This is a genomic window from Candidatus Poriferisocius sp. (assembly GCF_965208355.1).
GTDB lineage: Bacteria > Actinomycetota > Acidimicrobiia > Acidimicrobiales > Bin134 > Poriferisocius.
Genome location: NZ_CBDBOM010000003.1, coordinates 1,347,830 through 1,373,610, shown reverse-complemented (window position 1 = coordinate 1,373,610; position 25,781 = coordinate 1,347,830). Strand labels below are relative to the sequence as shown.

The following is a 25,781-nucleotide window of genomic DNA, read 5'->3' as shown; positions in this document are numbered from 1 at the left end:
ATGAGCGCGATCACCACCGCCAACACCATCGAAGAGTGGGTGGAGTTGGCCCACACCGAAGGGCTGACCGACGGACTGCCGGTGTATCCCCCCACTCGCGCTGCGGTAGACGAGCTGGTGGAGGCGTCGGGCCGAGACCCTGGGCTGCTGCTGGGGGCTATCCCGCCGAGGGGCGGAGCGGCCACCGTCGAAGTGGTGGCCGCCAACGCGGCAATGGCCGGCTGCAAGCCTGAGCACTTCGAGGTGGTACTGGTGGCCGTGGAGGCCATGTTGGAGGATCGCTTCAACCTGCGGGGGGTGGTCACCACCACCCATCCGTGCTGGCCCCTGGTCATTGTGTCGGGGCCGGTGGTCGAACAGCTCGACATGGCCCACACCGAGTCGGTGTTCAGCGGCGGCGGCGCCCACGCCAACGCGGCCATCGGACGGGCCATCAAGCTGCTGCTGTGGAACGCCGGCGGGGCTACGCCCGGTGAGCCGGTCAAAGAGGTGTTTGGCCACCCCGGTCGCTACGCCTTCTGCGTGGCCGAGTCCCCGGCCAGCCCCTGGCCCCCACTGCACCGGGCTCGGGGCATCGAATCCGACAGCGGGATCACGGTGTTCGCCTGCGAATCCCCCACCAGCGTGGCCATGTGGGGGGCCGACGACACTCCGGTGAATCGCCTGGCGCAGTTGGCCGACGCCATGGCCATCAAGGGGTGCAACAACACCCACACCATGGGCGAGACCCTGGTGGTTCTAACCCCGAACGAGGCCCGGCACATGGCCGAGAACGGCTATGACCGGGCGTCGGTGCAAGAACAACTCTGGCAGCAGGCCCGCCGGAGGATCGGCGACCTCCTTTCCCCTGGCGTTCCCCCCTACGCCTGGTGGCCCGACTGGGTGGACGCTGAGAACCCCGATGAGTTGGTGCCGGTGACTGAGCGACCCGAGGACATCCATGTGATGGTCACCGGCGCCGAGTCCATTCCCTGGATGGCGGTGTGCGCCGGCTGGGGCAACCTGGGCGGCTACGCAGTGAGCCGGGCGTTGGTTGGCTAGAACTGGCAGGATTGGGGCGTGAAGTTGGTCGGCGAACTGGTTGATCCCCGGGGCGAGGTTGTGGTCAGCGATGAGGCGCTGGCTCCCCGGCGGGGCCACACCCAGGGTCCGCTGACCATCGGCTTCCTGGTCAACGAGTACAACCCCTCGTCGGGTCCCGACTTCACCCGCTACACCGAGGTGTTGGAGCAGGAATTCCGCCACCGCTTGGATGTGACCGCCGTGGTCCGCCAGCACAAGCCGGTGCTCAGCCGCCCGGCGGGCGACGAGATGCTGGCCTCCTTCCGGGCCTGTGCCGGGGTGGTCAACGGCCTGGCCAAATGAGGCTCATGCACGTCGGGCAGTGTGCTCGACGCCGTGAACATGGAGAGGCTGGGCATCCCCACCGTCACTGTGGTGACTGAGCCCTTCACCGTGGCTGCCGACACCGTGGCCCGCTCTCTGGGCATGCCCGACGTCCCTAGAGTAGTTATCCCCCACGACTACCTCAGCGAAGACGCCGATGCCATCGCCAAGAAGCTCGAACCCCTTTTCGACGAGATCCTCGACCGGCTGTTGATTCGCTGAGCAGGCTGGCGTCTTGCCTGCTGGCTAGCTGCTCTGCTCTTGGAATTCCTCGGGGCTGAGGATGCGGCCGCCGTCTTTGAACAGGATGTCGTTGTAGCCCTGACCAGGGGGAATGAACTCGGCCCAGATGGGCTGGTGGTAGCCCACGTAGATGGTGCGTCGGCCGCCGGACGTGGGGGCGTCGGTGGGGGGCGGAGCACCGTGCATGGTGTGGCCGTAGTGGACGGTGACGTCGCCGGGCGAGGCGCTGATAGCCACTGTGGGCCAGCCATCGCGCACCTCGCGTGCCCGGTTGGACGACTTATTCGAACCGGCCAAGTAATGGAGTTGGCCGTTGGCCTCGGTGCACTCGTCGAGCTGAATGCCGATGCTCACCGTGGGACAAGTGATGGAGTGGCCGCCAGTACCGCAGTCCCGGTGCCAAGGAAGATCAGCCAAGCCCTCCACGATGCTGGGCAGCTTGATGACCACCGAGACGCCGTCTCCCCGCTCGGGATAGGCGGCGAAGTCGTCCCCGCCCAGCGCGCCGATGGCGTCCAGTCGGCGATCACCGATCAATCCGAGCATCAGCTCACTGCGGTCGTCCATGTGGGTCACCCGGCAGCACACCTCATCACCGTCGGAGTTGGTGGCCCACCAAGAGCGGTGATCGTCGGGGGTGGCCTCACTGCGCTGACGCTCCACCTCGGCCCGTAGAGCCTCAATCTCCTCGGTGCTGAACACTCCTCTGATGTGGAGGAACCCAGCCTCATCGAGGAACCGGCTCATTTCCTCATGGTCGTCGTCGAGAGTGAAGCTGCAGGACAGGTCCACCGTGGGCTCCCAACCCTCGTACAGGGGTCGGCCGTGGTACATGGCCAACAACACCGGCTCGAAGTCCTCGAACAGCCCGAATTCGCCCCGAACCATCTCGGCGGCCTCGGCGTACATCAAGCCAACCCAGGTCCAAAGCTCGGCCACGTAGTTGAACCAGTCCTGCTCGCTGACTTCCACCACCAACTCGGCGTCATCGCCGGGCCGGATGAGGATGCCGTTGTCATCGACCACGTAGGTCACCGACCGGCCGTCACTCAGCCGCCAGGCGAAACTCTTGATCAGGGCGCCGGCCGCGATGTCAGCAGCCAACTCTCCATTGCCCGCCGCCAGCCGCCGGGGCAGTTCCTCAGCATGGAAATCGTCGAAGTCCAGGTTGTCGAACTGGGGAAGACGGGGAGCATGATCCACTACAGCCATGACGAGAATTTAGCCCACTGGTACCGAGAGACCCCGAAGCGGCAGGCAGGGGCCACTCTAGAACTCCATACCCTCATAGGGGTCGGTCGGGTTGCGGCGAGCATCGATATCGGTGAAGCGAACGGCTGCCGCCTCGGGGGTGATGTCATGGGTGAACACCCAGAACCGGTCCTCCACGATGGCGTTCACCACGTTGTCGGCTACCTCTGAAGGTGTGATTCCCCGGGCGCTGAGCGTCTCCCGCAATGGGGTCATGATGGCGTTCTGGGTAGCAGTCAGCTCGGCGCCGTAGGGGCGGTTGCGCTCAGAGTTGAAAATCTGGGTGTTCACCAGGTTGGGGCACAAACACGACACCCCCACACCCTGGGGATGCACCTCTCTCCACAGTGACTCGCTCAATCCCACCACCGCGTGCTTGGTGGCGCAGTACATGCCCAGCACGCTGTTGGTGACCAACCCAGCCTCCGACGCGGTGTTCACGATATGGCCCTCGCCGGCTTCCACCATGAGCGGGGCAAACGTGATCACACCGTGGGCCACGCCCATGACGTTTACCCCCACGATCCAATCCCATTCCTCGGGCGTGGTCTCCAGCATCAGCCCGGCAGGTCCCACCCCGGCGTTGTTGCACACCACATGTACGCCGCCGTAGGCCGACAGCGTCTGCTCGGCCAGATCCCTCACCGCCGCGGCATCACTCACATCGCACAGCACACCCAGCACATCGGCGCCATCGGCCTCAAGCTGGGTGGCCGACCGGGCCAGCGCTTCTTCCTCCACGTCGGCCATCACCACCTGCATCCCCTCGGCGACGAACCGCTTGCTCAAGCCGTATCCGATCCCGCTGGCCGCCCCGGTAACCACCGCAACCTTGCCGTTGAGCTCCTTCATGGCCCGAACTCCTCTGTCCGACGATCCGACGCCTCATCTTGCCAGGGATAATTCCCAGCCGATGATTTCTGGAGTGCCGAGTGACTAAGCAGGAAGGGTGACACCCCGTAGGGTGATAGGAATGGTTGCGCCAGTTGCCGATCTCAACGGGGCCATTGTGGTCGTGGCCGGGGCCGGAGGAGGAGGAATCGGCACCTATTCCTGTGAAGCCGCGCTGGCAGCCGGGGCCGAGGTCGTGGCGGTGGAACGGTCTCCAGAGGAACTGGACAAGCTCGACGCACTTCCCCGCCCGGTGGTCAAAGTTCAGGCCGACCTCACCGCACCCGATGCACCGGCGGCCGTCGTTCAAACCGCACTCGACGCCCATGGCCGCATCGACGGGCTGATCAACGTGGCCGGTGGAACCAGCATCGACGACTTCGGTCCCCTGGTGGACATCGACAGCCAGGGCTGGGACCGGGTAATGGCCAACAACCTCCGCTATGTGGCCTTCCTCAACCGCGCGGTGGCGCGAGCCATGATCGATGCCGGCACCGGCGGGGCCATGGTCAACATCTCCTCGGTGAGCAGCCTGGCCTCCCAGCCCTTTCTGGCTGCCTACGGTGCAGCCAAGGCTGGGATCAACTCGCTAACCCGCACCATGGCCGTTGAATGGGGCGGCCACGGAATCAGGGTCAACGCCATCGCTCCCGGCACCATCACCACCCCTCGGGCCGGCGACGAAGAGTCTCCCGACGCGGCAAAACGCGCCATCCCCCTGGGCCGCCGAGGCCATGCTGCGGAAATCGCCGCCGCCGCGGTGTTCCTGCTCAGCCCCCAGGCCAGCTACGTCACCGGACAGGTGCTGGCCGTGGACGGCGGAATGTCGGTGAAGCTGGCCATGCTGGGCGACGACAATGCCCCGGTGTTCGTAACCAAGCCCGAAGTTCGTACCCGGATGCTCGGGACCGAATCACCATGAGCGAATCGCCGAGCGACGGCAAGCGCCATCGGTTCGCCGATTGGGCTGGAGAGGACGAAGAAGCGCCGGAACTCGTGGCCGCGGCCACCGTGGTGCTCTTGCGCGACGCCCCCGAAGGGCTGGAAACCCTGATGATGCGGCGGAGCTCCAAGCTCAGCTTCGTCGGAGGAATGTGGGTGTTCCCCGGCGGACGGGTGGACGACGACGACTACCCCACCGGGCGGCCCGGCGACACATTCGCCGCCAGCCGGGTTGCCGCGGTAAGGGAGGCCGCGGAGGAGGCCGACCTGGTTATCGCGGTTGATGATCTGGTGCCTTACTCCCACTGGGTGCCCCCCACCACCATCAACAAGCGCTTCGCCACTTGGTTCTTCCTCGCCCCCGCTCCCGCCGGCACGGTCACCGTGGACGGCGGGGAGATCAAAGAGCACGCCTGGTGGCGCCCGGCCGAAACCATGGCCCGACATGCCGCGGGCGAGATAGAGATGGTCCCACCCACATTCATCACGCTGATGGAGCTGGGCGAACACCAATCTGTCGACGACGCCCTGGTCGCAGCCCGAGACCGGTCCGACGACATCCCCCACTATGAGACCCATATCGCCCTCGACGGCAAAGTCCCGGTGTCGCTTTGGCATGGCGACGCCGGGTACGACACCCATGACGCCAGCGCGCCCGGCCCCCGGCACCGCCTCACCCTGAAGGAGGGCGGCTGGCGGTTCGAGCGGACATGAACCAACACGCCTCCCGCCGAATGACGGCATCACATAGGGCTCTGGCCGTGATGGCCGCGCTCATCGTGGTTGCCGTCAGCGCCTGCGGTTCGGATTCGGCTACCCAGACCACCCCCACCGCCACCACCGCCGTTACTCAGCCACCGGCCACCGCCACTTCGCCTCCAGACCGCGGCCCGGTGACCTATGTGGATCCGGTCTTCCAGCCCAATGGCAACCGATTGGCCATCGGCTCTGGGCTGGGCACCGGGTTCATCCAGCAAATCACCACCAAGGACATCAACCTGGGCGACGTCCCCACCTGGGTCACCGGCACCAGCACTCCCGATGGGGATGTCTGGGTGGTGGCTTTGGCCGACGGAACGGTGTACGGCTACCTGATCCCCGTTGGGGGGCAGCCAATTCCTGTCGAGATACCCGGCGGACGGCTGGCTCCGGGCCAGCCTCCGGTGCTCGCCGTACAGGGCAATTCGGTGCGTCTGGCCACTACCCCGGCCAACGCTTCGCCCAACAGCGTGCCGGTGTATTTGACCGGCAATCGAGCCGCCTATGTGGACAATCTCCAGCGGCTCACCGTGCTGGAGCCCGACGGCACGCTGTGGCGACCCGATCTCAAGGTGCTTCCCGACACTCGGGTCGTTCAGGTCAGCCCCGAGAAGGTGCTGGTTCTGGCTGAGCCCACCGATCGATTCCCCCATTCGGCCTTGGGCGACAATCTGGAGGCCACGGCGGTTGTGTTGGTCACCGTTGGAGTGAACGAAGCGGAGAATATCTACCGGTCAGGGGACGACGTGATCGAGTCCATCGCCCCCCTATTGGCCGATGCCGACGGCGACGGAGTCCACGATGTGGTGCTCACCGTCAGCAATGACAGCCAAATCTGGTTGGTGGTGGCGTCCAGTACCGGGGGCGGTGTGGTGGCGATCAGCGATCCAGTGGATCGATTGCTGGGTTGGCGCCACTTGGTAGCGGTTGGGCCGCTCGGTCCTACCGGCCAAACTGAGATTGTCGAAGTGCTGTACCCCGACGCTCAGGGCTCGGTCAGGTTCTTGAGCTTGAGTGGTGGCAAGTTGGGGGTTGTGGCGACACGGACGGGATACAGGTCCCACGAATTCGGCGCCCGTAACCTCGAACAGGCCGTGGCCGCCGACATCGATCGGGACAACTATGTCGAACTGGTCGTCCCAACGCTGGACCGCCAGCACATCGCCGGCGTGCGCCATGGCCCCGACGGGGCGGTGGACATGTGGAGCCGCCCGCTCGGGGGCACGCTTGCCTCGAACATCGCGCTGCTCACCCGACCTGATGGCACCATGTCGGTGGCCGTCGCCACGCTCGAGGGCTCGCTGCGCATTTGGCAGTGAAGAAATGGCGAGTCCTCCCGTGTTCATGTCGAGCCGGTAACTTCAAGGCCTGATGGATTCTGACTCCGCGCCCAACCAGGCCACCGAGGTTGAACCGGCGCGGGGGCTCTCCAGCGAGCAAGTGGCCGAACGGGTGGCTGCGGGACGCACCAACCAGGTGCCCGACGCCCCTGTGCGCACGCTGCCCCAGATATTGCGGGCCAACGTCTTCTCCCCCGTCAACGGGATCATGCTGGCGCTGTTCGCCGCCATTCTGGTGGCCGGCTTCCCCCGCGACGGCCTGTTCGTCGGGGTGGTGGTGTCCAATGCCGTCATCGGCGTGGCCCAAGAGCTCCGGGCCAAGAGAGAGCTGGACAGACTAGCGGTGCTCAGCGCCCCCAAGGCCCGGGTGGTGCGCGACGGGGAGGTCTCCGAAGTCGGGGTCAGCGAGGTGGTAGCCGACGAGGTGCTGGAGCTGACCCCCGGCGACCAAGTGGTGGTGGATGGAGCGGTGCTCACCTCCTCCGGCTTGGAGGCCGACGAGTCGCTGCTCACCGGCGAGGCCGATCCGATTGAGAAGGAGCCGGGTGACGAGCTGCTGTCGGGCAGCTTTGTCGCGGCGGGTAGCGGCCACTACCAGGCCACCCGTATCGGCGCCGAGTCCTACGCCAGCTCCCTTTCGGAGGAGGCCCGTCGATTTACCTTGGTCAACAGCGAGCTGCGTCGGGGCATCGACACCGTGCTGCGCTGGCTCATCGTGATCATCCCCCCCGCTTCCGCCCTGCTCATCTTGGTACTGCTCGACACCGAGGACCGCTGGCAGAACGCCCTTCAGGGCACGGTAGCCGCCGCAGTGGCCATGGTGCCCGACGGCCTGGTGCTGCTAACCAGCCTCTCCTTCGTGGCCGGGGTGATCGCCCTGGCTCGCCGGAGAGCGCTGGCCAAGGAGCTGGCCACAGTGGAGCTGTTGGCCCGCACTGACGTGCTGTGCTTGGACAAGACCGGCACCATCACCACCGGCCACATCAGCTTCGGCGAGGTGGAGTGCCTGCCCGGCGTCGATCCCGGGTTGGTCTCCACCGCCCTGGGCGCCATGGCCCACGCCGACGAGGCTCCCAACGCCACCATGCTGGCGGTGCGCGACGCCTATCCTGCCCCCGCAGGCGATGACGGCGGCGGTTGGGGCCCGGTGGGCGCTACCCCGTTCTCCAGCGCCCGCAAGTGGTCGGCCATGGAGTTCCGCAGCCACGGCGCCTTCTACTTCGGGGCTCCCGACGTGATCGCCGGGGACTTGCCCGACGTGATGAACCGGGTGACCGGCCACGCTGAAGCGGGCCGGCGCACCCTGTTGCTGGCCCGAAGCCCCGAGCCTCTGGCCAACGAGACGCTGCCTGAGAGCCGGACCCCGTTGGCCCTGATCCTGCTGGAGGACACCATCCGCCCTGACGCCCCCGAGATCCTGGCCTTCTTCCGAGAGCAGGGGGTGAATCTCAAGGTGATCTCCGGCGACCACACCGCCACGGTGGCCGCGGTAGCCCAGCGGGCCGGCATCCCCAACGCCCACCAACACATGGATGCCCGGGAGCTGCCCGACGACACCGAGGGGATGGCCGCTGCATTGTCTGAGAACGCGGTGTTCGGGCGAGTGACCCCCCAGCAGAAGCGGACCATGGTTGATGCCCTCCAGTCCAGGGGCCACACCGTGGCCATGACCGGCGACGGTGTGAACGACGTGCTGGCCCTCAAGAATGCCGACATGGGGATTGCCATGGGCAGCGGATCGGCCTCCACTCGGGCGGTGGCCCAGTTGGTGCTGCTGGACAACTCATTTGCCACCCTGCCCGAGGTGCTGGCCCAGGGGCGCAAGGTGATCAACAACGTGGAGCGGGTGGCCAATCTGTTCGTTACCAAGGCGGCCTACGCCGTGCTGCTCACCGTGCTCGTAGGGATTTTCACCGTGGAATACCCGTTCCTGCCTCGTCATCTCACTCTGGTAGGCACCTTTTCCATTGGCGTGCCCGGCATTTTCCTGGCTCTAGCCCCCAGCACCGAGCTGATCCGACCCGGCTTTCTGTCCCGAGTGCTGCGATTCTCGGTCCCTGCCGGAGTGCTGGCCGCGGTGGCGTCCTTCTTCGTCTACGAGATCGCCCGACGCCACGAAGAGGTCACCCTGCCCGAGGCCCGCACCGTGGCCACGTTCACTCTGCTGGGCGTCGGTCTGGTGATTTTGGTGGTGATCAGCCGTCCGCTGCGTCCGTGGAAGATCGGTCTGGCCGCGGCTATGGGTGGGTCGTACCTGATCGTGATGGTGTGGCCGTGGGCCCGGAACTTCTTCGAGTTGGACGTCCCCCCGGGCTGGATGTGGATTCCCACCATCGCCGCAGTGGTCATCGCCGGCGCGTGCGTGCTCACCATCCCCCGAGCGTTGAGGAGATACCAGGACCAGTGACTGACGACCCAGACGGCCACGATCCCAACAGCTTTCAGGACATCGCCTATTCGGTGGACGACCGGGTGGCGGTGATCACGTTGAACCGACCCGAGAAGCTCAACGCCTTCAGCACCCTGATGGGCACTGAGCTGGCCGATGCACTGAGGCGTTGCGACGCCGACGAGGATGTGCGGGCGGTGGTGATCACAGGCGCGGGACGGGCCTTTTGCGCAGGGGCCGACTTCTCCGGCGGCCCCGGCGTGTTCGGCACTCCCAAGGCCGACGGTTTTCGGTCCGACCCCCTCGAGTTCCACCCCTGGGACGTTCGCAAGCCGGTCATTGCCGCCATCAACGGCCACGCCGTGGGCCTGGGCATGACCATGGCCCTGCAATGCGACATCCGCTATATCGCCGCCGATGCCCGTTGGGGCATCGTGCAGAATCGCCGGGGCGTGCTTCCCGACTTGCGCTCCCACTGGACACTGCCCCGCACCGTGGGCCACGCCAAGGCAATCGAGATTCTCCTCACCGGCAAGATGTACACCGGCCAAGAGGCCGCGGAGATGGGTTTGGCCACCGCCGCCCTGCCGGCCGAGCAAGTTCTGCCCGCCGCCATGGAAACGGCCAAAGACATCGCCGTCAACGTCGCCCCAGTATCGGTGGCGCTCAGCAAGCGCCTGCTGTGGACTACCTCGCCCGGCGACCAAGGGGTCATCAACGAACTGGAACGCCGCATCCACCTCCACGTCATGGGCCAGCCTGACGCCACCGAAGGGGTCATGGCCTTCTTGGAGAAGCGCCCCCCGGAATGGTCCCTCACCCTGGCCGACCACTGGCCCGATTGGATGCCCCCGGCCACCCAGGACGAGTAGTCCCAATTCAGGGGGTTAGGGTCACAGCATGCGCATCGGCATCTACCTGGACCTGCGGAACCCGCCGGAGTGGCAAAAGCCCTGGCCCGACTTCTACCGGCAGTCGCTAGAGCTGGCCGTCCAAGCCGAGAAATGGGGGGCCGACTCGGTGTGGCTCAGCGAACACCACTTCTTCGAGGACGGCTATCTGCCCCAGCCCCTCACTTTCGCCGCCGCAGTAGCAGCACGAACCCAGCGGGTCAGGATCGGCACCGCAGTGCTGTTGGCCCCGCTGCGTTTGGCCCCCCAGATCGCCGAAGAGGCCGCGGTGGCCGATCAGATCAGCAACGGCCGGATCGACCTAGGGCTGGGCGCGGGCTATGTGTTCGACGAGTTCGAGGCCTACGGCGCCGATCTGTCCAAGCGCTACACCATCACCGACCAGCGGGTTCGGGAGGTGCGCGAGCTGCTGGACGGGGGCGTCGTCACCCCGCCAGCGGTACAGAATCCCTTCCCCATCTGGCTGGGCTACAACGGCCTACAGGGCGCCCGCCGGGCCGGTCGGCTGGGCTGCGGGCTTTTGTCTATCAATCAGGCATCGCTGGAGCCTTACACCGAGGGGCTGGCCGAGGGCGGCCACGACCCAAGTGTGGCCCGGATGGCCGGAGTAGTGAGCATGGTGGTGGCTGACGACCCCGAGAAGGCCTACGAGCGCATCCTCCCCCACCTGGCCTGGCAGCTGAACACCTATCGGGCCGCGGGGGCATCGGGATCCGGCAAGACGCCCAGCCCGCTCACGGTGGAGAAACTGCGGGAGCGGCGCAGCACCATGGGGGTCATCTCCCCGATGGAAGTGCTGACCCCCGACGAGGCCATCGAGCACTTGCGCAGCCTGTCCGAGGGCATCCCCATGGTGGAGGCTTACTGCTGGGCCAGCATCGCCGGCATGCCCGACGACTTGGCCCATCGCCATGCCGAACTGCTGTGTACCGTCGTTCGCGAAGGAGCAGCCGAGATATGAGCGACTTGTCTGAGAGTCGGCCGCTAGCTGGTATGGCCGCCCTGGTGACCGGGGGTGCGGGCGGGATCGGCCGATCCACGGCCCGGCTGTTGGTGGCCGACGGGGCCCACGTGGTTATCGCCAGCCGCAGCGCGGGCCATCTCCAAGAGGTTGCCGACGAACTCGGGGCGCTTGCTGCCGACACCGGCGGCTCGATCCGCTGGACAGCCTGCGATGCCACCGACAGCGACCAGGTCCAGGCCGCGGTGGCGCTGGCCGCCGAGCCCACCGGACGCCTCGACATGGCGATCTCGGTGCCCGGCGGTGGCGCAATGGCCGCCATCCTCGACTACGAGCCCGAGCAAGTCGCCGAGACGGTCAGCTTCAACGTGGTGGTTCCGTTCATCATGATCAAGCACGCCGGGCGCCACATGGTCGATGCTGGAGGCGGTTCCATCGTGGCGGTGTCGTCCACCTCGGCCATCCAGTCATGTCGTTTCTTGGCCCCCTACTGCGCGGGCAAGGCCGGCGTGGATGCCCTGGTCAGGGTGGCCGCCGACGAGTTGGGGGGCCTCGGCGTCCGGGTCAATGCGGTGCGCCCGGGGTTGACCGCAACCGACACCACCCAAGGCTTGGTGAACAACGACTCGGTGGTAACCCAATACCTCGACCAGCAGCCCCTCCAACGCATCGGCCGGCCTGACGATGTCGCCTGGGCCATCCGTTATCTGGCCGGGCCGGAGTCGAGCTTCACCACCGGCCAGTTCATCACCGTGGACGGCGGCCACACGCTTCGCTCATTCGTCGACTTCGCCGATGTGGTGGCCGCCCGCTCGGCCTCCTAGTGGTGTGTCGCTGAGGCAGGCGCTGCTCCGAGGAGCCACAATTGGTCGTCTAGCGCTGACCCTTGCAGTGATCGCGGTCTCGTTGGCAGCCTGCTCCATTGAGGAACCCGACGCCTCTGGGGGACGATTCACCGCCGTGGCCGCCGGTGAAGATCATTCGTGCGGCATCCGAGAAGAAGGCACCGCTCAATGCTGGCAGGGCAGCGAGAACAACCCTGGCTGGGCTGTGTACCTCAGCGGCAAATTCACGGCCATCTCCGCAGGGAGCGGCTACTCGTGCGGCATTCGCGATACCGGTGGTGCCGAATGCTGGGAGGACAACTACAAAGCGGGTGCTGATCCGCCTGAGGGGGCCTTCACTGCTATTTCTGTGGGCGCGAGCCAGTCGTGCGGCATACGCAACAGCGGCTCCCTTCAGTGCTGGGGCAATGTCATGGGAGGCCCCGATCCTCCACCGCCCCCCGAAGGCGCTTTCGCCGCCGTCTCCGTGGGCTGGGGTCCGGCCTCTTGCGGGCTGCGAGGCGACGGCACTGCGGTGTGCTGGGGCGGAGACGGCTGGGAGACTCCTCCTGAGAACCTTTTCAGCGCGATCACGGTCGGCTCTTCCCACGCGTGCGGCCTGGGCAACGACGGCATCGCCCAATGCTGGGGCGACAACAGCGATGGGCAGGCCGATCCCCCGCTCAGCATCTACACCGCCATCGCTGCCGGTGCCGGCTTCACCTGCGGCATCCGCGACGACCAGACCGTTCGGTGTTGGGGCCGCGGCGGAGTTGTCGATCCTCCCGGCGACCGCTTTATCGCTCTTTCCGCCGGGCTCAATCATGCGTGTGGACTTCGCGATGACAACAAAGGCCGTTGCTGGGACTGAGTCACGCGGCCTGATGATCAGTAGATAGTCTCTCGGCCCATGCGAGCAGTTGGAGTCATTGAGTACGGCGGGCCGGAGGCACTGGAGGTGGTGGAGCTACCCACTCCAGAAGCCGGCCCCGGCCAAGTGCGGATCCGGGTGCGGGCCACCGCGGTCAGCCCCACCGACACCCATGTGCGGGCCGGTACCAGAGCCGAGCAGCAGGCCAAGACCGGCCCGCCGCCCTATGTGCCGGGCATGGACGTGGCCGGCGTGCTGGACCAGATTGGAGAGGGCGCCGACACCGATCTGCAAGAGGGCGACCAGGTGATGGCCATGGTGTTGCCCCGCGGCTCTCACGGGGCCTATTCGGAGTATGTGGCCTTGCCGGCGGAGTCGGTGGCCCGGATGCCAGCGGGATCGTCGTTCGCCGAGGCCAGCACGCTGCCAATGAACGGCCTCACCGCTCGCCTGAGCTTGGATCAGCTCGCCCTTCAGCCCGGCCAGACCCTGGCCGTGACCGGGGCGGCCGGATGCTACGGCGGCTACATGGTGGAGCTGGCCAAAGCCGACGGCCTGCGGGTGATCGCCGACTCCTCCGAGGCCGACGAGGAGTTGGTGGCCTCGTTTGGCGCTGATGTGATCGTGCGGCGGGGCGACGACGTGGCCGACCGCATCCGAAAGCACGCTCCCGACGGGGTGGACGGTCTGGCCGATGGATCGGTGCAGATGGATCCGCTGGTGGCCGCAGTGCGCGACGGCGGAGGCTTCGCCTCAGTGCGGGGATGGCCGGGCAGCGGCGAGCGGGGCATCCAGTTCCACGCCACGTGGGTGTTCGACTACGCCAAGGAGCAAGCCAAGCTCGACCGCTTGCGCCAGCAAGCCGAAGACGGGCAAGTCTCTCTGCGGGTGGCTGGCACCGTACCTATGGAGAACGCCTCCGAAGCCCACGCCCGCCTGGAAGCCGGCGGCACCCGAGGCCGCTGGGTCATCGAGTTCTAGCTACCACTAGGGAACCCCAGAGAGGCAACCCCTAGCTCAACGCCTTGATATCCGCGATGATCTCGGCAGCGTGCTGGCCCAGGTCTTGGCCCTCAAGGTCATAAGCCTTGGCCACGGTGCCATCAGGTGAAATCAGATAGCTGATCCGGCGGGGCAAACCGTGCTCGTAGTAGGCCTCACCCTCGGCCCGCTCGGCGTCGTAGGCCCGCCCCACGGCTCGGTCGGGATCGGAAATCAGGGCAAACGGAAAGCTCTCGCCGTCCACAAAGCCCCTCTGATCCTCAACTGAGTCGAACGACGCCCCCACTACCACAGCCCCAAGAGCCTCAAACTCGGAGATTCGATCACGGAATCCCCTTCCCTGGATGGTTCAACCCTTGGTGGACGCCTTGGGGTACCACCAAAAGGCCACCCAATTGCCCCTCAAATCGGCCAGCGACAGATCATTGCCGTCCTGGTCGGGGGCGGTGAACTCCGGAGCATTCGTGCCTTCGCTGAGCATGGGTGGTGACCCTAGTTCCGACACCATTGGAGGGAGCAGTTGTAGGTGTCTGGCTGAGGGAAGGGAACGCCTGTGAACTTAGGATGCGGGCCATGAAGCGATTTGAGGGCAAGAACGCCATCGTCACTGGAGCCAGCCGAGGCATCGGTAGGGGTATCGCGCAGCGGTTGGCCGCCGAGGGGGCCAACGTGGCCATCACCGCCCGCACCCTGGACGCCCACCCCACCCTGCCCGGCTCGCTCAATGAAACCCTGGCTGAGCTCAATGCCTACTCGGGCACCCACCTCGCCATCCAGGCCGATCTGGGCGACGCCGACAGCCGGGCGGCCATTGTTCCCCAGGCTCGGGAAGCGCTTGGACCTATCGACATCTTGGTCAACAACGCCGCCGCGGCCATCTACCAGTCGATGAACGGCTACCCATTGAAGCGGCGTCGTCTAATGCTGGAGATCAACCTGCTCGCCCCTCACGACCTCATCGAGGCGGTTTTGCCCGATATGGAGTCCGCCGGCGAGGGATGGATCGTCAACCTGTCCAGCGCCACCTCCAACTTGGCCGTCGGCCCTCCCTTCCCCGCTGACGGGGTCAAGGGTGTCTTCGGGTTCTACGGCACCACGAAGGCGGCCCTCAACCGTATGACCAGCGCATGGGCGGTGGAACTGCACCCCCGCAATATCCGCATCAACACCATCGAACCCCTGGCCGCTGTGTTGTCCGAGGGTGCCGACGAGCTGGTGGGCGGCATGCTGCAACCCGATCAGATCGAGTCGATGGAGGCCATGGTGGAGGCCGCCGTAGCCCTCTGTGTCTGCCCCATCGACCGCTGCGGCCAGATCCTGTCCAGCCTCCCCCTCCTTGACGAGCTGGGCCTCACCGTCATGACCCTCGACGCCACCGCCCCCTACCCCGGCGGCCACCGCCCGGCCTAAGGAACAGCCCAGCGCACAATTCATACCGATATCAAACATCAGCAATAGATGATCTCGTCGTCCAAGATCAGGCGCTTAGGGTCGGGTCGCCCTGATCCTCCTATCGTGCCGTCGGGCAGCAAGTATTGGTGAACGAGAGCAAGCTCTTGGCCGTCAGGACCGAGATACCAGACCATCTGGCTCCTCGTCCCCTCGGGTAACCCCACTTCAGGCTGGACCGGACGGTCAACCAGAAAAATTGATTTCAATTCGCCGCGAATGATTCGCTCGAGCAAATCCAACTTGTTGAATCGCTCCCTGATCTCACTGGGCTCGACACGTCGTACAGGCGCGTCCTCCTGCTTTCCACCCAATTTCGACTAATTCCCGGTGGTCTATGACACACGGCCGCGTAGGATTGCTCTCGTGGAAGCAATCGATGCTGAGATCATAGAGAAGCTGAAGCTGCTTGAAAATGGCCAATTGTCCGTGGATCAGTTCGAAAAGTGGCATATAGGCCGAACATGGGGCAAAAGCTCAGAGCTGATCACTGAGATCGATTTCACCTTGGTCGAGAAGTCCTTACTGACCAAGGAGCAACTGATCAGTGAACTCCTCTCCCATGCAAAGGATGTGGCCATAGGACCTACATCCACCGCATCGGGCTAGGGCCCTGGAGGTAGAAGGCAGTAGGCGGATAGCCCGCTTAAAGGATCCCTATCGCAGGGCGGCAACGAAGAGATGGTGGTTGTCGTTCCACCAGCGGCGTCGGCGGTGATAGCGCTCAGCACCGTCAGTCCGGTTCCACATCTCGACGAAGTTGGGGTCGCCCGATTCCACTCTGCGCCAGATGAACTCTTCGGCGCGGGTGAGGGCGACTTCCATGATGGCCAGCAGATCCTTCCGGCCGTCCCGGTCCAGGCCGTAGGCGTCGGCTACCAACCGCAGCCGCTCCAGCCGGTCAGCCGGCTGCCACCCGAGGCGGGCTTGGTCGAAGTCGTTGTCGATCGGCACGCATAAGCGGGCCAGGCAGGCCAGGTCGTAGATGGGTCGTCCCGGTGCCGCGAATTCGAAATCGAGCAGTGCAACGGCAACGCCATCACGAAAGACAACGTTTTCCGGGCACACGTCGTTGTGGCATACCACTGCTCCGCCCGCAGGATCAGCCAGACCGTCGTTCCACGCGAGATCTCGAGGGTCGAACCCGTTGGCGGCGTCATGCAGGCTGCGCAACAGTTCGGCCGTAGAAGCCAAGGCGACATCGGACTGGCTCCACTCCGGATAAGGCGGTATTGGAACCTCGCCTTCGATGAAGACCAAGCGCTCGCGGCCATCGTCGTCAATGCCAATCGGTTCGGGAGCACCCTCAAATCCGGCCTGTCTAACCGCCCGAAGAAATGCATGAATCGAATCCGAGTGCGGACCGGACGGACGAAGAACATGCGGACCTACTCGGACCACCCGCCCAGCGTTCGCAATCCCCCCGCCGAGGGGCTCCTCAACCACGCCGACCAGCGTGCCACACCCCAATGGCCCTCATGACCCTCGAGACCACCGCCTGCTCCTATTGGGTGGAAGCCGCCCAAGGCGCGGCTAGCTGGACATCCAGCTGAGGGCTTGGATCTCGCTATAGGCGTGGAGGCCGTAGACGCCCCGGTCGCGGCCCACGCCGCTCATCTTGAAGCCGCCGAAGGGGGCGTGAATGTGGGGCGCCATTGAGTTGAGACCGACATTGCCCGACTCGATGCGCTTGCCGACTTCGAAGGCCCGGGCGGTGGTGCCCGCGAAGACGTAGCTGAACAGCCCGTAGTCGCTGTCGTTGGCCAGCTCCACCGCGTGGTCGTCGTCGTCATGGGCCAGCACCACGACGACCGGGCCAAAGATCTCCCGCTGCACGACGCGCATGTCTGAAGTGCAATCGGCCAGCAAGGTGGGTTCCACGAAGTAGCCGGGCAGGTCGGGACGCCTCCCGCCGCACAGCAGAGTGGCGCCGTCGGCTACGCCGCTGGCGATGAAATGTTCCACCCGGTCGCGATGAAGCTCGGTGATAACCGGGCCGACAATCGTCTCTCGATCGAGGGGATCGCCCAACTTGAGCAATCCGGCCACCGCGGTCAGCTTGTCTACCAGCTCGTCGTAGCGGGAGCGGTGCACGATCACCCGAGTGGGCGCGGTGCAGATCTGGCCGCTGTGAAATCCCCACACCGAGGCGATGGCCCCGACCGCGCCGTCCACGTTGCAGTCGTCAGTCAGCACGCAGGCGCCCTTGCCTCCCAGCTCCATGAGTAGGCGCTTCATGGTTGATCCGCCGGACTGCATGATCTTGGCCCCCACCGCGGAGGAGCCGGTGAAGCTGATCATGTTCACGTCTCGAGACTCAACCAGGGCAGCCCCGGCCACGGCGCCCGATCCGGTAATGATGTTGATGACCCCCGGCGGGAAACCGGCTTCTTCGATGATCTCGCCCATCTTGATCACCGCCAGCGGGTCTTGCGGCGCCGGCTTGATCACCAAGGTGTTGCCCATGGCCAGCGCGGGGGCGATCTTGCCCGACATGTTGACCAGCGGGAAGTTGTAGGAGGTGATGCAGGCCACCACCCCCACCGGCTGGCGTATCACGTGGGCACACGACAGCCCTCCCGGCCCCAGCGGGTTTTCTGCCACCGGGTACGGCTCGATGGGATCGTCCACGTTCACCGGTGTTTCGTAGTGGCGGAACCGGTCGGCACAAGAGGGAATCTGGATCGACTCGGACACATTGATGGTGGCCCCCGTCTCTCCTTGGACCAGGCCCACCAGGCCGCCGAGCTTCTGTTCCAGCAGATCGGCGGCCCGGCCGATCATGGCGCACCGCTCGGCCATCGGGGTGTCCCGCCAGCCGGGCAGGGCCGCCTTGGCCGCGGCAGCAGCATCGTTAACCTGGGAAATCGACGCCTCGGGAGCGTGGCCGATCACCTGGGTGGTGTTCGGGTTGACGATCTCATAGGTGCCCGACTCGGCGGCGACCCATTCACCACCGATGAGCAGGCGATACTCCTCGTCGACGTTCAACGGCTCCAACTCGGCCAGTGCCATGACGAATCCCCCTTTGCCAAAATGCTCGTTACCCCAAACGGCCGGCCGAGCTAGGCGGCGATGCCGTACCTCTCCAGCCCGTACAGCTCGATGGCGTTGCCCCGGAGCAGCTTGTAGGCCTCCTCCTCGTTGAGCTCGGCCTGGGTCACGATCCTGGTGGCCACTTCCTTGGTGTGGGGGAACGTGGAGTCGGCGTGGGGATAGTCCACCTCGAAGGTGATCTGGTCCATGCCGATGAGGTCGCGGTTCCGCAGTCCCACCTCGTCGTCGAACATGCAGCCCCAGACGTGGCCAGCAATGTAAGACGACGGCGGGTTGGGCAGATTCACGCCGAAATCGCCGTTGTCGTCGTTGATCCGCTCCTCCCACAGCTTGTCCATGCGCTCGATCACGTAGGGCATCCACCCCACCTGGCCCTCGCTATAGGCCACCCGGAGGCCGGGGTACCGCACGAATACGCCCGACAGGATGTAGTCGCACATCGAGCCCATGGCGTTGCTGAAGGTGATGGTGGAGCTGACCGCAAACGGCGCGTCGGGCGAAGTGGTCGGCATCTTCGACGACGAGCCGATGTGCATGTTCACCACCGTCCCGGTCTCCTCGCAGGCAGCGAAGAACGGCTCCCAGAACCCGCTGGGGTCGTGGATAGACGGCAATCCCAGGTGGTAGGGGTTCTCCGAGAAGGCCACCGAGAAACTGCCCTTGTCGGCGCAGCGGTGGATCTCCTCGGCGGCCAGATTGGCATCCCACAGCGGGATGATGGTGAGCGGAATGAGGCGCCCCGCACCGTCGCCCGCGCACCACTCGTCGATCATCCAGTCGTTGTAGGCCTTGACGCACAGCAGGGCCAGATCCTTGTCATCCCGCTCGTAGAAGGCCTGGCCGCAGAACCGGGGCAGCACGTTGGGGAAGCAGATCGACGCATCCACGTGGTTGGCATCCATGTCTTGGAGGCGCTCTTTCTGCTTCCAGCATCCGGGCAGGATCTCGTCGAATGTCACCGGGGTGTTGGTGAGCGGCTCAAACCCGATGGCGGCCGAGAGCTTGGGGAACGGGTAGATCAGGTCGTCGTAGAGCCACCAGTCGCCCCATGTACCGTCGGGCACCCCCTTCTCGTAGCTGAACACCCCGCCTTCGAAGTGGAACTTGGCCTTGTCGCGCTCAACCCGAGGGCAGCGATCGTGGTACTTGCGGGGCAAACGCTCGGTCCACAGGTCGGGGGGCTCGACCACGTGGTCGTCCACGGAGATGATGCGGGGGATCTCTGCCATGGGCAGAGAGCTTATCGGGGCTCTGGGACGGGCCATTCACCCAACGCCCAGTTCTTCGCCAACGAGCCCAGGCATGACCTAGATTGTTCACAAAGCGTGCCGAAGGGGCACGCACAAGGGGCGAACCATGTTTGACACCATCATCAACGGCGGAGACATTGTCGACGGCACCGGCACCCCTCGCTACCGGGCCGATCTGGGACTGCAAGGAGGCCGGATCGCCGCCATCGGTGATCTGAGCGCCGCCGAGGCGGCCAATACCGTGGATGCCACCGGCAAGGCGGTGTGCCCGGGCTTCATCGACGTGCACACCCACCTCGACGCCCAGGTGTTCTGGGACACCACCCTGAGCCCTTCCCCTCTGCACGGCGTGACCAGCGTGATCGGAGGCAACTGCGGCTTCACGATTGCGCCGCTGACCGACGACCCCGCCGACGGCGAGTACCTGATGCAGATGCTGGCCCGGGTGGAGGGCATGCCCCTGGAGTCGCTCCAAACAGGAGTTCCGTGGAATTGGCGATCTACCGCTGAGTACTTCGACGCCTTCGACGGCACGCTGTCGATCAATACCGCCTTCAAGGTGGGTCACTCCGCCCTGCGCCGGGTGGTCATGGGACCCGAATGCGTGAAACGGGAGGCCACCCCCGAAGAACTGGCCCAAATGCAGGATCTGCTCCGGGCCGGGTTGGAGGCCGGGGCCCTGGGGTTCTCCTCCTCCTACGCCCGCACCCACAACGACCCCTTCGGCAACATGGTGCCCAGCCGCTACGCCAGCCGCGAAGAGCTGGTGGAGCTGGCCCGGGTGTGCTCGGAGTTCGAGGGTACCTCTCTGGAGCTGATCCCCTGCGTCGGCCCGTTCGACGATGCCGCCACCAACCTCATGACCGACATGTCGGTGGCCGCCCAGACCCAGCTCAACTGGAACGTGATGACCGTGATGGCCGGCAACCTCGACGAGTGCTACGGCAAGCTGGAGGCCAGCGACTACGCCAAGGCCAACGGCGGCAAAGTGGTGGCCCTCACTATCCCCATGGCCTTCTCGGTTCGCCTGAGCATGGCCGGCGGCTTCGTGCTCGACGCCCTGCCCGACTGGGAGGGCGCCATGCTGGCCCCGCCCGCCGAGAAAATGGCGCTCTTGTCGGATCAGGCCGAGCGGGACCGCCTCGACGAGCTGGCCCAGCAGCCCGGACCCCTTAAGGGTCTGGCCGACTGGTCCACCAAGATCATCTTTGACACCTTCGCCCCCGAGAACCAGCAGTATCGGAATCGCACCGTGGGCCAGATTGCCGAGGACGAGGGCAAGAAGCCCTTCGATGCCCTGTGCGACATCGTGGTGGCCGACGAGCTGAAGACCTCCTTTGGCACCCCGCCCCCGGTGTCCTCCGATGAGGACTGGAAAGCCCGCATGGAGATCTGGCGGGATGGCCGGGCGGTGATCGGCGCTTCTGATGCCGGCGCCCATCTGGATCTGTTCATGACGGCCAACTACGCCACCTCGATGCTCGGCCAGTGCATGCGGAAGCGGGGACTCATCTCGATGGAAGAAGCCGTCCACCTGATGACCGACGTGCAGGCCCAGCTTTATGGGCTCAAGGAGCGGGGCCAGCTCCAAGAGGGCTGGCACGGCGACGTGGTTGTGATCGACGAAGCCCGGGTGGGGGCCAAGCCCCTCACCGTGGTGGCCGACCTGCCCGCCGGCGCTCCCCGCCTGTACGGTGAGGCCGACGGCATCGACCACGTGTTCTGCAACGGCGAAGAGATCGTTCGAGACGGGCAGTTCACCGACGCCCGGCCCGGCAAGCACCTTCGCAGCGGAACCGACACCGAACGGGTCGGTCTGTCTTAGGCCGATCAGCCCCCGCTTACCCCAACCAATTCCAAACTCGACCCAACCAATTCAGGAGCCACCATGCCCGAAGCAGTAATCGTCGCCACCTCCCGCACCCCAATCGGGCGAGCGATCAAGGGATCGCTGGTCGATGTCCGCCCCGACGACATGTCGGCGTTCATCATCGACGACGTGCTCGGCAAGGTCCCCCAGATCGACGGCGCCGACGTCGAGGACGTGATGTGGGGCTGCGCCCAGCCCGCGGGCGAGGCCGGCTACAACATCGCCCGGCTGTCGGGGCTGTTGGCTGGGCTAGATGTGCCTGGCGTGACCGTCAACCGCTACTGCTCCTCGTCGCTTCAGACCATCCGCATGGCTGCCCACGCGGTTCGAGCCGGGGAGGGTGATGTGTTCGTGTCCGGCGGGGTGGAGTGCGTGAGCCGCTTTGCGTCCGGCGCTTCCGATCGGGGCGGCAAGAACGACAAGTTCGCTGAGGCCGAGGCCCGTTCGGTGGAGCGCAGTGGGGAGGGCACCCCGGTATGGTCGCCCCCCGAGGGACTGCCCGACATCTACATCGCCATGGGCCAGACCGCTGAGAACGTGGCCCAAGCCTGGAACGTGAGCCGCGAGCGCCAGGACGAGTTCGGCGTCATGTCCCAGAATCGGGCCGAAGCCGCCCAGGAGCGGGGTTTCTTCGAGCGGGAGATCACCCCCTATCCCCTGGCCGATGGCACGTTGGTGAGCAAGGACGACGGAATCCGGGCCGGCACCGTGATCGAGAAGGTGTCACAGCTCAACCCAGTTTTCCGGCCTGATGGCACGGTGACCGCGGGCAACGCCTGCCCCCTCAACGACGGGGCCGCGGCAGTGGTGGTGATGAGCGACACCAAGGCCGCCGAGCTGGGCGTCCAGCCGCTGGCCCGGATCGTGGCCTCAGGGGTGGCCGCAGTGAACCCCGAGATCATGGGTCTCGGCCCCATTCCGGCCATCACCCAGGTGCTGGACCGAGCCGGCATGACCATCGACGACGTCGATTTGGTAGAGATCAACGAGGCTTTCGCCGCCCAGGTCATCCCCAGCGCCGACGAGCTGGGCATCAGCTACGACAAGCTCAACGTGAACGGCGGGGCCATTGCTTTGGGCCATCCCTTCGGCATGACCGGGGCCCGCATCATGGGGACCCTGCTCAACGGTCTGGAAGACGCCGACAAGACCATCGGCGTGGAGAGCATGTGCGTGGGCGGCGGCCAGGGCATGGCCATGATCGTGGAGCGGCTGAGCTGAGCCCAGATACTCATTTGGCCAGCCACAAGGGGTTCAGGCAGCCGTTAGGCGAACGGGTCGGCTGCCCCTGAGCGCGTGCCAGGCGTGAAGGTGGCCGGCATCGACACCACGCCGGTCAATAGCAGGTTGCCGGGATAGGGCATAAATCCGTAGGGGTCGATCTCGTAGTCGCCCATGCGGGCCAACACGTCCCTCAGCATCAGCTCCGACTCGATGCGGGCGATCGACGAACCGATACAGCGGTGGCCGCCCAGCCCGAATGCCAAATGCTTGTTGGCCGCGCGGTCGATGCGAATCTTGCCGGGGTCGTCGAACACGGCCGGATCGTGGTTGGCCGTCACCCAGCTGATGAGCACAATGTCGCCTTGGCGGATCTTGCGGCCGCCCAGCTCAACATCGCGGGAGGCGGTACGGGTGAGGGTTTCGCTAGGACTGTAGAAGCGGAGGAACTCCTCCACCGCGACGGGAATAAGGCTGGGATCTTCGATGAGCCGGGCACGGTCCTCGGGGTGGGATCCCAGGTGGTGCAGGCCCCACGACACCAGCGCCGTCGTGGTGTCGAGGCCTCCGGCCACCAGGTTCCACATGATGGCGGTGACCTCGTCGTCGCTCAACATCCGCCCGTCGAGTGGGGACGAAACCAAGGCAGTGGTGACGTCGTCGGCCGGGTTCTCCCGGCGGAACCCGGCGAAGTCCCTGAGCTCAGCCCACATCTCCGGTTGGTGGGTGATCGCGCTCCGGTACCGCTCGTCGGTGGGCTCATACGACGACGTGGCGTGGAAGAAGTCGGCGTAGTGCTGCCAGTTGGATGACACCATGCCCATCATCTCGAGCGTCAACACGGCGGGCACCGGGGTGGTGTAGTCGAGCACCAAGTCGGCTTTACCCGACTCGATGATCTCGTCGATAAACCAGGCCGACACCGCTTCCATGCGGGGGCGATTGCTCTCGACCGCGTTGATGGTCATAAGGGGGTTCAGCACCCGCCGCAGGTCGGCATGTTCGGGCCCGTCGATCTCGGATACTCCCTGGCGGGGGATATAACCGGGTCGGGGAACGCCGCAGATGCCTTGGTAGGAGATGCCGTCGGGGGCATCGGGCTCGTACTTGTGGGCGAACGTCTCGTTGTCTCGGGCTACTTGGGCCACCGACTCGTAGTCGGTGACCATCCAGAACCCGCCGTAGTGCTCGTTGAACACCACCGGGCAGCGCTCTCGCAGCTCGTGGTAGCGGCTGTGGCGATTGGCGACGAACTCCGGGGTTTGGTGGTCGATATCTACAGTGACATCTGCTGGCTCGGGATCCACCCCCGTAGCGTAGGCAATCAAGCCTGCCTAGATTGGCTCAGCGGTTATGAGCCGTAGACAAGCACTCCTTGGGCGTATTGCTCGGCAAACAGCTTGAGCACCTCGCCGGTGTCGGCGTGGCAGTCGGTGGCGTACTTGGAATAGAGCATCTCACCGTCGACTTCCACGTCGAATATGCCCGACGCACCAGTCACCAGGGTCAGATCCTCAATGATGTGCTGGTAGTTCTGAAGAAGGTCCTTGGCAGCGCTCACGGCGTGCTCGGAATAGTCTCAAGGAACTCAATAGGTGATGGTGATGCGGTGCTTTTGCGCCATGGGTGCAGGCTACCGCCGAGAGCATGGGCAGCCTATTCATTTCAGCGCCCGCTACTCTCTGCGCCCATGAACCAAGCAACCGCCGAAGTCGGCGTGTTCGAGGCCATGCACACCCAACGGGCAATCCGGCGCTATCGGACCGACCCGGTGCCCGACGAGTTGGTCACCCAGGTGCTGGATGCCGCTATCCGGGCCCCCAGCGCCATCAATGGCCAGTTCGCCCGCTTCGTGGTGGTCACCGATCCTGAGAAGCGCCGTCGGTTGGGCGAGCTGTACCTCGATGCCCAGGAAGAGGCCTACAACAACCCAGCCGCGGCCGGCACAGAGTGGCTGCGTAACCAAGAGGCCGCGATCGTCGAGAAAGCGGCCAAGTTTGCCCGCGAGATTGGCGACGTGCCGGTGCTCATCATCGTGTGCTCCACACAGCGGGGAGTGAGCCACTCGATTTTCCCCGCGGTGCAGAATCTCCTGGTGGCGGCTCGCAGCCTGGGATTGGGCACGGTTCTGACCACGCTGCACACCTTCCGGGCCGACGAGGTGCGAGAGGTACTCGGCATACCAAACGACATCCGCATCGTGTGCGGCATCCCCATGGGCTGGCCCGCGGTGCCCTTCGGCCCGGTTCGCCGCCGGCCAGTCTCTGAAGTTGCCTATTGGAACCAGTGGGAGGACCAACATGACTGAACAGGCGAGTGAGCAGAGCTTTGGACCCTTCACGATGACCGTTGACAACGGCATCGGCTGGGTGGTGATCGACCATCCACCCAAGCAACTCGTGGACGGAGCGTTGATTGGCGGGTTGATCGGCTTGCTGAACGCGGTCGAAGCTGCCAACGAAGTAGGCGATCAGGTCAGCGTGCTGGTGTTTGAGAGCGCTGATTCAGAGTTTTTCTTGATGCACGGAGACGTAGAGCAGATCCTGGCCATGGAGGCTCCAGCCGATGTGCCGGCCGAGCCCAATGTGGCCGCGGCCACCTTTGACCGGTGTCGCACCATGGCGGTGGCCACCATCGGCATGATCGATGGCGTCGCCCGGGGTGGCGGATCGGAGTTCCTGCTGTCGCTCGACATGCGTTTCGCTGGACCTCGCACTGTGTTGGGCCAGCCAGAGGTGGCCATGGGCATCATTCCCGGGGCCAGCGGTACCCAGCGCTTGGCCCGCCTCGTGGGTCGCAGCCGGGCTCTGGAGATTGTGCTATCAGGCAACGACGTGACCGCCGAGGAGGCTGCGGCCATCGGCTACGTCAACCGGGTGCTGCCCTCCGATGAGCTTCGGGCCCACACCGCCCAGGTGGCCCGCCGCATCGCCGCATCGCCGCGGTTGTCCATTGCCAAGGCCAAGCAAGCCGTGGATGCTGCCCTCGGACCAGTGGAGCCCGGACTTCTGACCGAGACCCAGGCAATGATGGCCTGCTCCGCTACCGGACAGCACGTGCCGCTGATGCAGCGCTTCCTCGACGCCGGTGGCCAGACCCGGGAGGTCGAGCGCGACGCTTCTGCTATGGCCGCGGTTGTCGACCAGATGCTGGAACTGGACTAG

The 25,781-nt window shown here is 65.4% G+C and carries 25 protein-coding genes and 2 pseudogenes; 18 read left to right on the top strand and 9 right to left on the bottom strand.

The features are described 5' to 3' along the window. The 3 genes and pseudogenes from ACOGXH_RS07630 to ACOGXH_RS07620 form a co-directional block, all read left to right on the top strand. Window positions 1-1,041: a hypothetical protein gene (locus ACOGXH_RS07630; protein WP_419928509.1), complete on the top strand. Its 1,041-nt coding sequence runs from the start codon at window positions 1-3 to the stop codon at window positions 1,039-1,041. An 18-nt stretch (window positions 1,042-1,059) separates the two neighbouring features. Beyond that, on the top strand, window positions 1,060-1,365 hold the full coding sequence (locus ACOGXH_RS07625; protein ID WP_419928508.1) for a UGSC family (seleno)protein: 306 nt from the start codon (window positions 1,060-1,062) through the stop codon (window positions 1,363-1,365). Between the two features lie 12 nt (window positions 1,366-1,377). After that, window positions 1,378-1,608, top strand: a pseudogene (locus tag ACOGXH_RS07620) (UGSC family (seleno)protein); the annotation flags it as partial. A gap of 24 nt (window positions 1,609-1,632) precedes the next feature. On the opposite strand, the gene ACOGXH_RS07615 reads toward ACOGXH_RS07620, so the two are convergent. Beyond that, window positions 1,633-2,841: a phytanoyl-CoA dioxygenase family protein gene (locus tag ACOGXH_RS07615; RefSeq protein ID WP_419928507.1), complete on the bottom strand. Its 1,209-nt coding sequence runs from the start codon at window positions 2,839-2,841 to the stop codon at window positions 1,633-1,635. Window positions 2,842-2,898: 57 nt separating this feature from the next. Further along, window positions 2,899-3,732, bottom strand: coding sequence for an SDR family NAD(P)-dependent oxidoreductase (locus tag ACOGXH_RS07610; protein ID WP_419928506.1), 834 nt, complete (start codon window positions 3,730-3,732; stop codon window positions 2,899-2,901). Between the two features lie 121 nt (window positions 3,733-3,853). Here ACOGXH_RS07610 and ACOGXH_RS07605 point away from each other — a divergent pair, with 121 nt between their 5' ends. The 9 genes from ACOGXH_RS07605 (at window position 3,854) to ACOGXH_RS07565 (ending at window position 13,749) form a co-directional block, all read left to right on the top strand. Continuing rightward, window positions 3,854-4,693 carry an SDR family NAD(P)-dependent oxidoreductase gene (locus ACOGXH_RS07605; protein WP_419928505.1) on the top strand — a complete coding sequence of 280 codons (840 nt, stop codon included), beginning with the start codon at window positions 3,854-3,856 and terminating at the stop codon, window positions 4,691-4,693. After that, on the top strand, window positions 4,690-5,427 hold the full coding sequence (locus ACOGXH_RS07600; RefSeq protein WP_419928504.1) for an NUDIX hydrolase: 738 nt from the start codon (window positions 4,690-4,692) through the stop codon (window positions 5,425-5,427). The genes ACOGXH_RS07605 and ACOGXH_RS07600 overlap by 4 nt, the downstream gene beginning before the upstream one ends. Beyond that, a complete protein-coding gene (locus tag ACOGXH_RS07595) occupies window positions 5,424-6,791 on the top strand; it encodes a hypothetical protein (protein ID WP_419928503.1) in 1,368 nt (455 codons plus the stop codon). Before ACOGXH_RS07600 ends, ACOGXH_RS07595 begins: the two co-directional genes overlap by 4 nt. A 52-nt stretch (window positions 6,792-6,843) precedes the next feature. Beyond that, on the top strand, window positions 6,844-9,219 hold the full coding sequence (locus ACOGXH_RS07590) for an HAD-IC family P-type ATPase (RefSeq protein ID WP_419928502.1): 2,376 nt from the start codon (window positions 6,844-6,846) through the stop codon (window positions 9,217-9,219). After that, window positions 9,216-10,073: an enoyl-CoA hydratase-related protein gene (locus ACOGXH_RS07585; protein WP_419928501.1), complete on the top strand. Its 858-nt coding sequence runs from the start codon at window positions 9,216-9,218 to the stop codon at window positions 10,071-10,073. The genes ACOGXH_RS07590 and ACOGXH_RS07585 overlap by 4 nt, the downstream gene beginning before the upstream one ends. A gap of 28 nt (window positions 10,074-10,101) precedes the next feature. Beyond that, on the top strand, window positions 10,102-11,073 hold the full coding sequence (locus ACOGXH_RS07580) for an LLM class flavin-dependent oxidoreductase (protein ID WP_419928500.1): 972 nt from the start codon (window positions 10,102-10,104) through the stop codon (window positions 11,071-11,073). Beyond that, entirely contained in the window at window positions 11,070-11,897 is an 828-nt protein-coding gene (locus ACOGXH_RS07575) for an SDR family NAD(P)-dependent oxidoreductase (RefSeq protein WP_419928499.1), read from the top strand. Before ACOGXH_RS07580 ends, ACOGXH_RS07575 begins: the two co-directional genes overlap by 4 nt. Window positions 11,898-11,964: 67 nt before the next feature. Then, the gene (locus ACOGXH_RS07570; RefSeq protein WP_419928498.1) at window positions 11,965-12,768 is read left to right on the top strand and encodes an RCC1 domain-containing protein; all 804 of its coding nucleotides are present in this window, start codon (window positions 11,965-11,967) and stop codon (window positions 12,766-12,768) included. Window positions 12,769-12,807: 39 nt separating this feature from the next. Next, window positions 12,808-13,749: an NADP-dependent oxidoreductase gene (locus ACOGXH_RS07565; RefSeq protein WP_419928497.1), complete on the top strand. Its 942-nt coding sequence runs from the start codon at window positions 12,808-12,810 to the stop codon at window positions 13,747-13,749. Window positions 13,750-13,780: 31 nt separating this feature from the next. On the opposite strand, the gene ACOGXH_RS07560 is transcribed toward ACOGXH_RS07565, so the two are convergent. Continuing rightward, complete coding sequence (locus ACOGXH_RS07560) at window positions 13,781-14,251, bottom strand: peroxiredoxin (protein ID WP_419928496.1); 471 nt, start codon at window positions 14,249-14,251, stop codon at window positions 13,781-13,783. Between the two features lie 92 nt (window positions 14,252-14,343). Here ACOGXH_RS07560 and ACOGXH_RS07555 point away from each other — a divergent pair, with 92 nt between their 5' ends. After that, complete coding sequence (locus ACOGXH_RS07555; protein WP_419928495.1) at window positions 14,344-15,180, top strand: SDR family NAD(P)-dependent oxidoreductase; 837 nt, start codon at window positions 14,344-14,346, stop codon at window positions 15,178-15,180. 38 nt (window positions 15,181-15,218) lie between these two features. Here ACOGXH_RS07555 and ACOGXH_RS07550 read toward each other — a convergent pair whose 3' ends face one another. Beyond that, window positions 15,219-15,356: a hypothetical protein gene (locus ACOGXH_RS07550; protein ID WP_419928494.1), complete on the bottom strand. Its 138-nt coding sequence runs from the start codon at window positions 15,354-15,356 to the stop codon at window positions 15,219-15,221. A 229-nt stretch (window positions 15,357-15,585) separates the two neighbouring features. Between ACOGXH_RS07550 and ACOGXH_RS07545 the strand changes: the two genes are divergently transcribed. Beyond that, window positions 15,586-15,828 (top strand): hypothetical protein, encoded by a 243-nt coding sequence (locus tag ACOGXH_RS07545; RefSeq protein ID WP_419928493.1) that lies wholly within the window; start codon window positions 15,586-15,588, stop codon window positions 15,826-15,828. A gap of 48 nt (window positions 15,829-15,876) precedes the next feature. Here the strand turns inward: ACOGXH_RS07545 and ACOGXH_RS07540 are convergent, their stop codons facing one another. The 3 genes from ACOGXH_RS07540 to ACOGXH_RS07530 all read right to left on the bottom strand — a co-directional run bounded on the left by ACOGXH_RS07540 (window position 15,877) and on the right by ACOGXH_RS07530 (window position 19,505). Then, the gene (locus tag ACOGXH_RS07540; protein WP_419928492.1) at window positions 15,877-16,413 is read right to left on the bottom strand and encodes a phosphotransferase; all 537 of its coding nucleotides are present in this window, start codon (window positions 16,411-16,413) and stop codon (window positions 15,877-15,879) included. 339 nt (window positions 16,414-16,752) lie between these two features. After that, on the bottom strand, window positions 16,753-18,234 hold the full coding sequence (locus ACOGXH_RS07535) for an aldehyde dehydrogenase family protein (RefSeq protein ID WP_419928491.1): 1,482 nt from the start codon (window positions 18,232-18,234) through the stop codon (window positions 16,753-16,755). A 50-nt stretch (window positions 18,235-18,284) separates the two neighbouring features. After that, window positions 18,285-19,505, bottom strand: coding sequence for an amidohydrolase family protein (locus ACOGXH_RS07530; protein WP_419928490.1), 1,221 nt, complete (start codon window positions 19,503-19,505; stop codon window positions 18,285-18,287). Window positions 19,506-19,632: 127 nt separating this feature from the next. Between ACOGXH_RS07530 and ACOGXH_RS07525 the strand changes: the two genes are divergently transcribed. Further along, the gene (locus tag ACOGXH_RS07525) at window positions 19,633-21,351 is read left to right on the top strand and encodes an N-acyl-D-amino-acid deacylase family protein (protein WP_419928489.1); all 1,719 of its coding nucleotides are present in this window, start codon (window positions 19,633-19,635) and stop codon (window positions 21,349-21,351) included. Between the two features lie 63 nt (window positions 21,352-21,414). Beyond that, window positions 21,415-22,617, top strand: a complete 1,203-nt coding sequence (locus tag ACOGXH_RS07520; RefSeq protein ID WP_419928488.1) for an acetyl-CoA C-acetyltransferase — start codon at window positions 21,415-21,417, stop codon at window positions 22,615-22,617. A gap of 44 nt (window positions 22,618-22,661) precedes the next feature. Here the strand turns inward: ACOGXH_RS07520 and ACOGXH_RS07515 are convergent, their stop codons facing one another. Next, window positions 22,662-23,924: a cytochrome P450 gene (locus ACOGXH_RS07515; RefSeq protein ID WP_419928487.1), complete on the bottom strand. Its 1,263-nt coding sequence runs from the start codon at window positions 23,922-23,924 to the stop codon at window positions 22,662-22,664. Window positions 23,925-23,968: 44 nt separating this feature from the next. Next, a pseudogene (locus tag ACOGXH_RS07510) lies at window positions 23,969-24,181 on the bottom strand (Rdx family protein); the annotation flags it as partial. Between the two features lie 126 nt (window positions 24,182-24,307). Between ACOGXH_RS07510 and ACOGXH_RS07505 the strand changes: the two are divergent. Continuing rightward, the gene (locus tag ACOGXH_RS07505; RefSeq protein WP_419928486.1) at window positions 24,308-24,925 is read left to right on the top strand and encodes a nitroreductase family protein; all 618 of its coding nucleotides are present in this window, start codon (window positions 24,308-24,310) and stop codon (window positions 24,923-24,925) included. Beyond that, window positions 24,918-25,781 (top strand): enoyl-CoA hydratase/isomerase family protein, encoded by an 864-nt coding sequence (locus tag ACOGXH_RS07500; RefSeq protein ID WP_419928485.1) that lies wholly within the window; start codon window positions 24,918-24,920, stop codon window positions 25,779-25,781. The genes ACOGXH_RS07505 and ACOGXH_RS07500 overlap by 8 nt, the downstream gene beginning before the upstream one ends.

Excerpts from the sequence above, each read along its gene's own strand:
- ACOGXH_RS07630 (WP_419928509.1), top strand. The coding sequence starts at position 1 with ATGAGCGCGATCACCACCGCCAACACCATCGAAGAGTGGGTGGAGTTG.
- ACOGXH_RS07615 (WP_419928507.1), bottom strand. The coding sequence starts at position 2,841 with ATGGCTGTAGTGGATCATGCTCCCCGTCTTCCCCAGTTCGACAACCTG.
- ACOGXH_RS07610 (WP_419928506.1), bottom strand. The coding sequence starts at position 3,732 with ATGAAGGAGCTCAACGGCAAGGTTGCGGTGGTTACCGGGGCGGCCAGC.
- ACOGXH_RS07605 (WP_419928505.1), top strand. The coding sequence starts at position 3,854 with ATGGTTGCGCCAGTTGCCGATCTCAACGGGGCCATTGTGGTCGTGGCC.
- ACOGXH_RS07600 (WP_419928504.1), top strand. The coding sequence starts at position 4,690 with ATGAGCGAATCGCCGAGCGACGGCAAGCGCCATCGGTTCGCCGATTGG.
- ACOGXH_RS07595 (WP_419928503.1), top strand. The coding sequence starts at position 5,424 with ATGAACCAACACGCCTCCCGCCGAATGACGGCATCACATAGGGCTCTG.
- ACOGXH_RS07590 (WP_419928502.1), top strand. The coding sequence starts at position 6,844 with ATGGATTCTGACTCCGCGCCCAACCAGGCCACCGAGGTTGAACCGGCG.
- ACOGXH_RS07580 (WP_419928500.1), top strand. The coding sequence starts at position 10,102 with ATGCGCATCGGCATCTACCTGGACCTGCGGAACCCGCCGGAGTGGCAA.
- ACOGXH_RS07575 (WP_419928499.1), top strand. The coding sequence starts at position 11,070 with ATGAGCGACTTGTCTGAGAGTCGGCCGCTAGCTGGTATGGCCGCCCTG.
- ACOGXH_RS07565 (WP_419928497.1), top strand. The coding sequence starts at position 12,808 with ATGCGAGCAGTTGGAGTCATTGAGTACGGCGGGCCGGAGGCACTGGAG.
- ACOGXH_RS07555 (WP_419928495.1), top strand. The coding sequence starts at position 14,344 with ATGAAGCGATTTGAGGGCAAGAACGCCATCGTCACTGGAGCCAGCCGA.
- ACOGXH_RS07550 (WP_419928494.1), bottom strand. The coding sequence starts at position 15,356 with ATGGTCTGGTATCTCGGTCCTGACGGCCAAGAGCTTGCTCTCGTTCAC.
- ACOGXH_RS07535 (WP_419928491.1), bottom strand. The coding sequence starts at position 18,234 with ATGGCACTGGCCGAGTTGGAGCCGTTGAACGTCGACGAGGAGTATCGC.
- ACOGXH_RS07530 (WP_419928490.1), bottom strand. The coding sequence starts at position 19,505 with ATGGCAGAGATCCCCCGCATCATCTCCGTGGACGACCACGTGGTCGAG.
- ACOGXH_RS07525 (WP_419928489.1), top strand. The coding sequence starts at position 19,633 with ATGTTTGACACCATCATCAACGGCGGAGACATTGTCGACGGCACCGGC.
- ACOGXH_RS07520 (WP_419928488.1), top strand. The coding sequence starts at position 21,415 with ATGCCCGAAGCAGTAATCGTCGCCACCTCCCGCACCCCAATCGGGCGA.
- ACOGXH_RS07505 (WP_419928486.1), top strand. The coding sequence starts at position 24,308 with ATGAACCAAGCAACCGCCGAAGTCGGCGTGTTCGAGGCCATGCACACC.
- ACOGXH_RS07500 (WP_419928485.1), top strand. The coding sequence starts at position 24,918 with ATGACTGAACAGGCGAGTGAGCAGAGCTTTGGACCCTTCACGATGACC.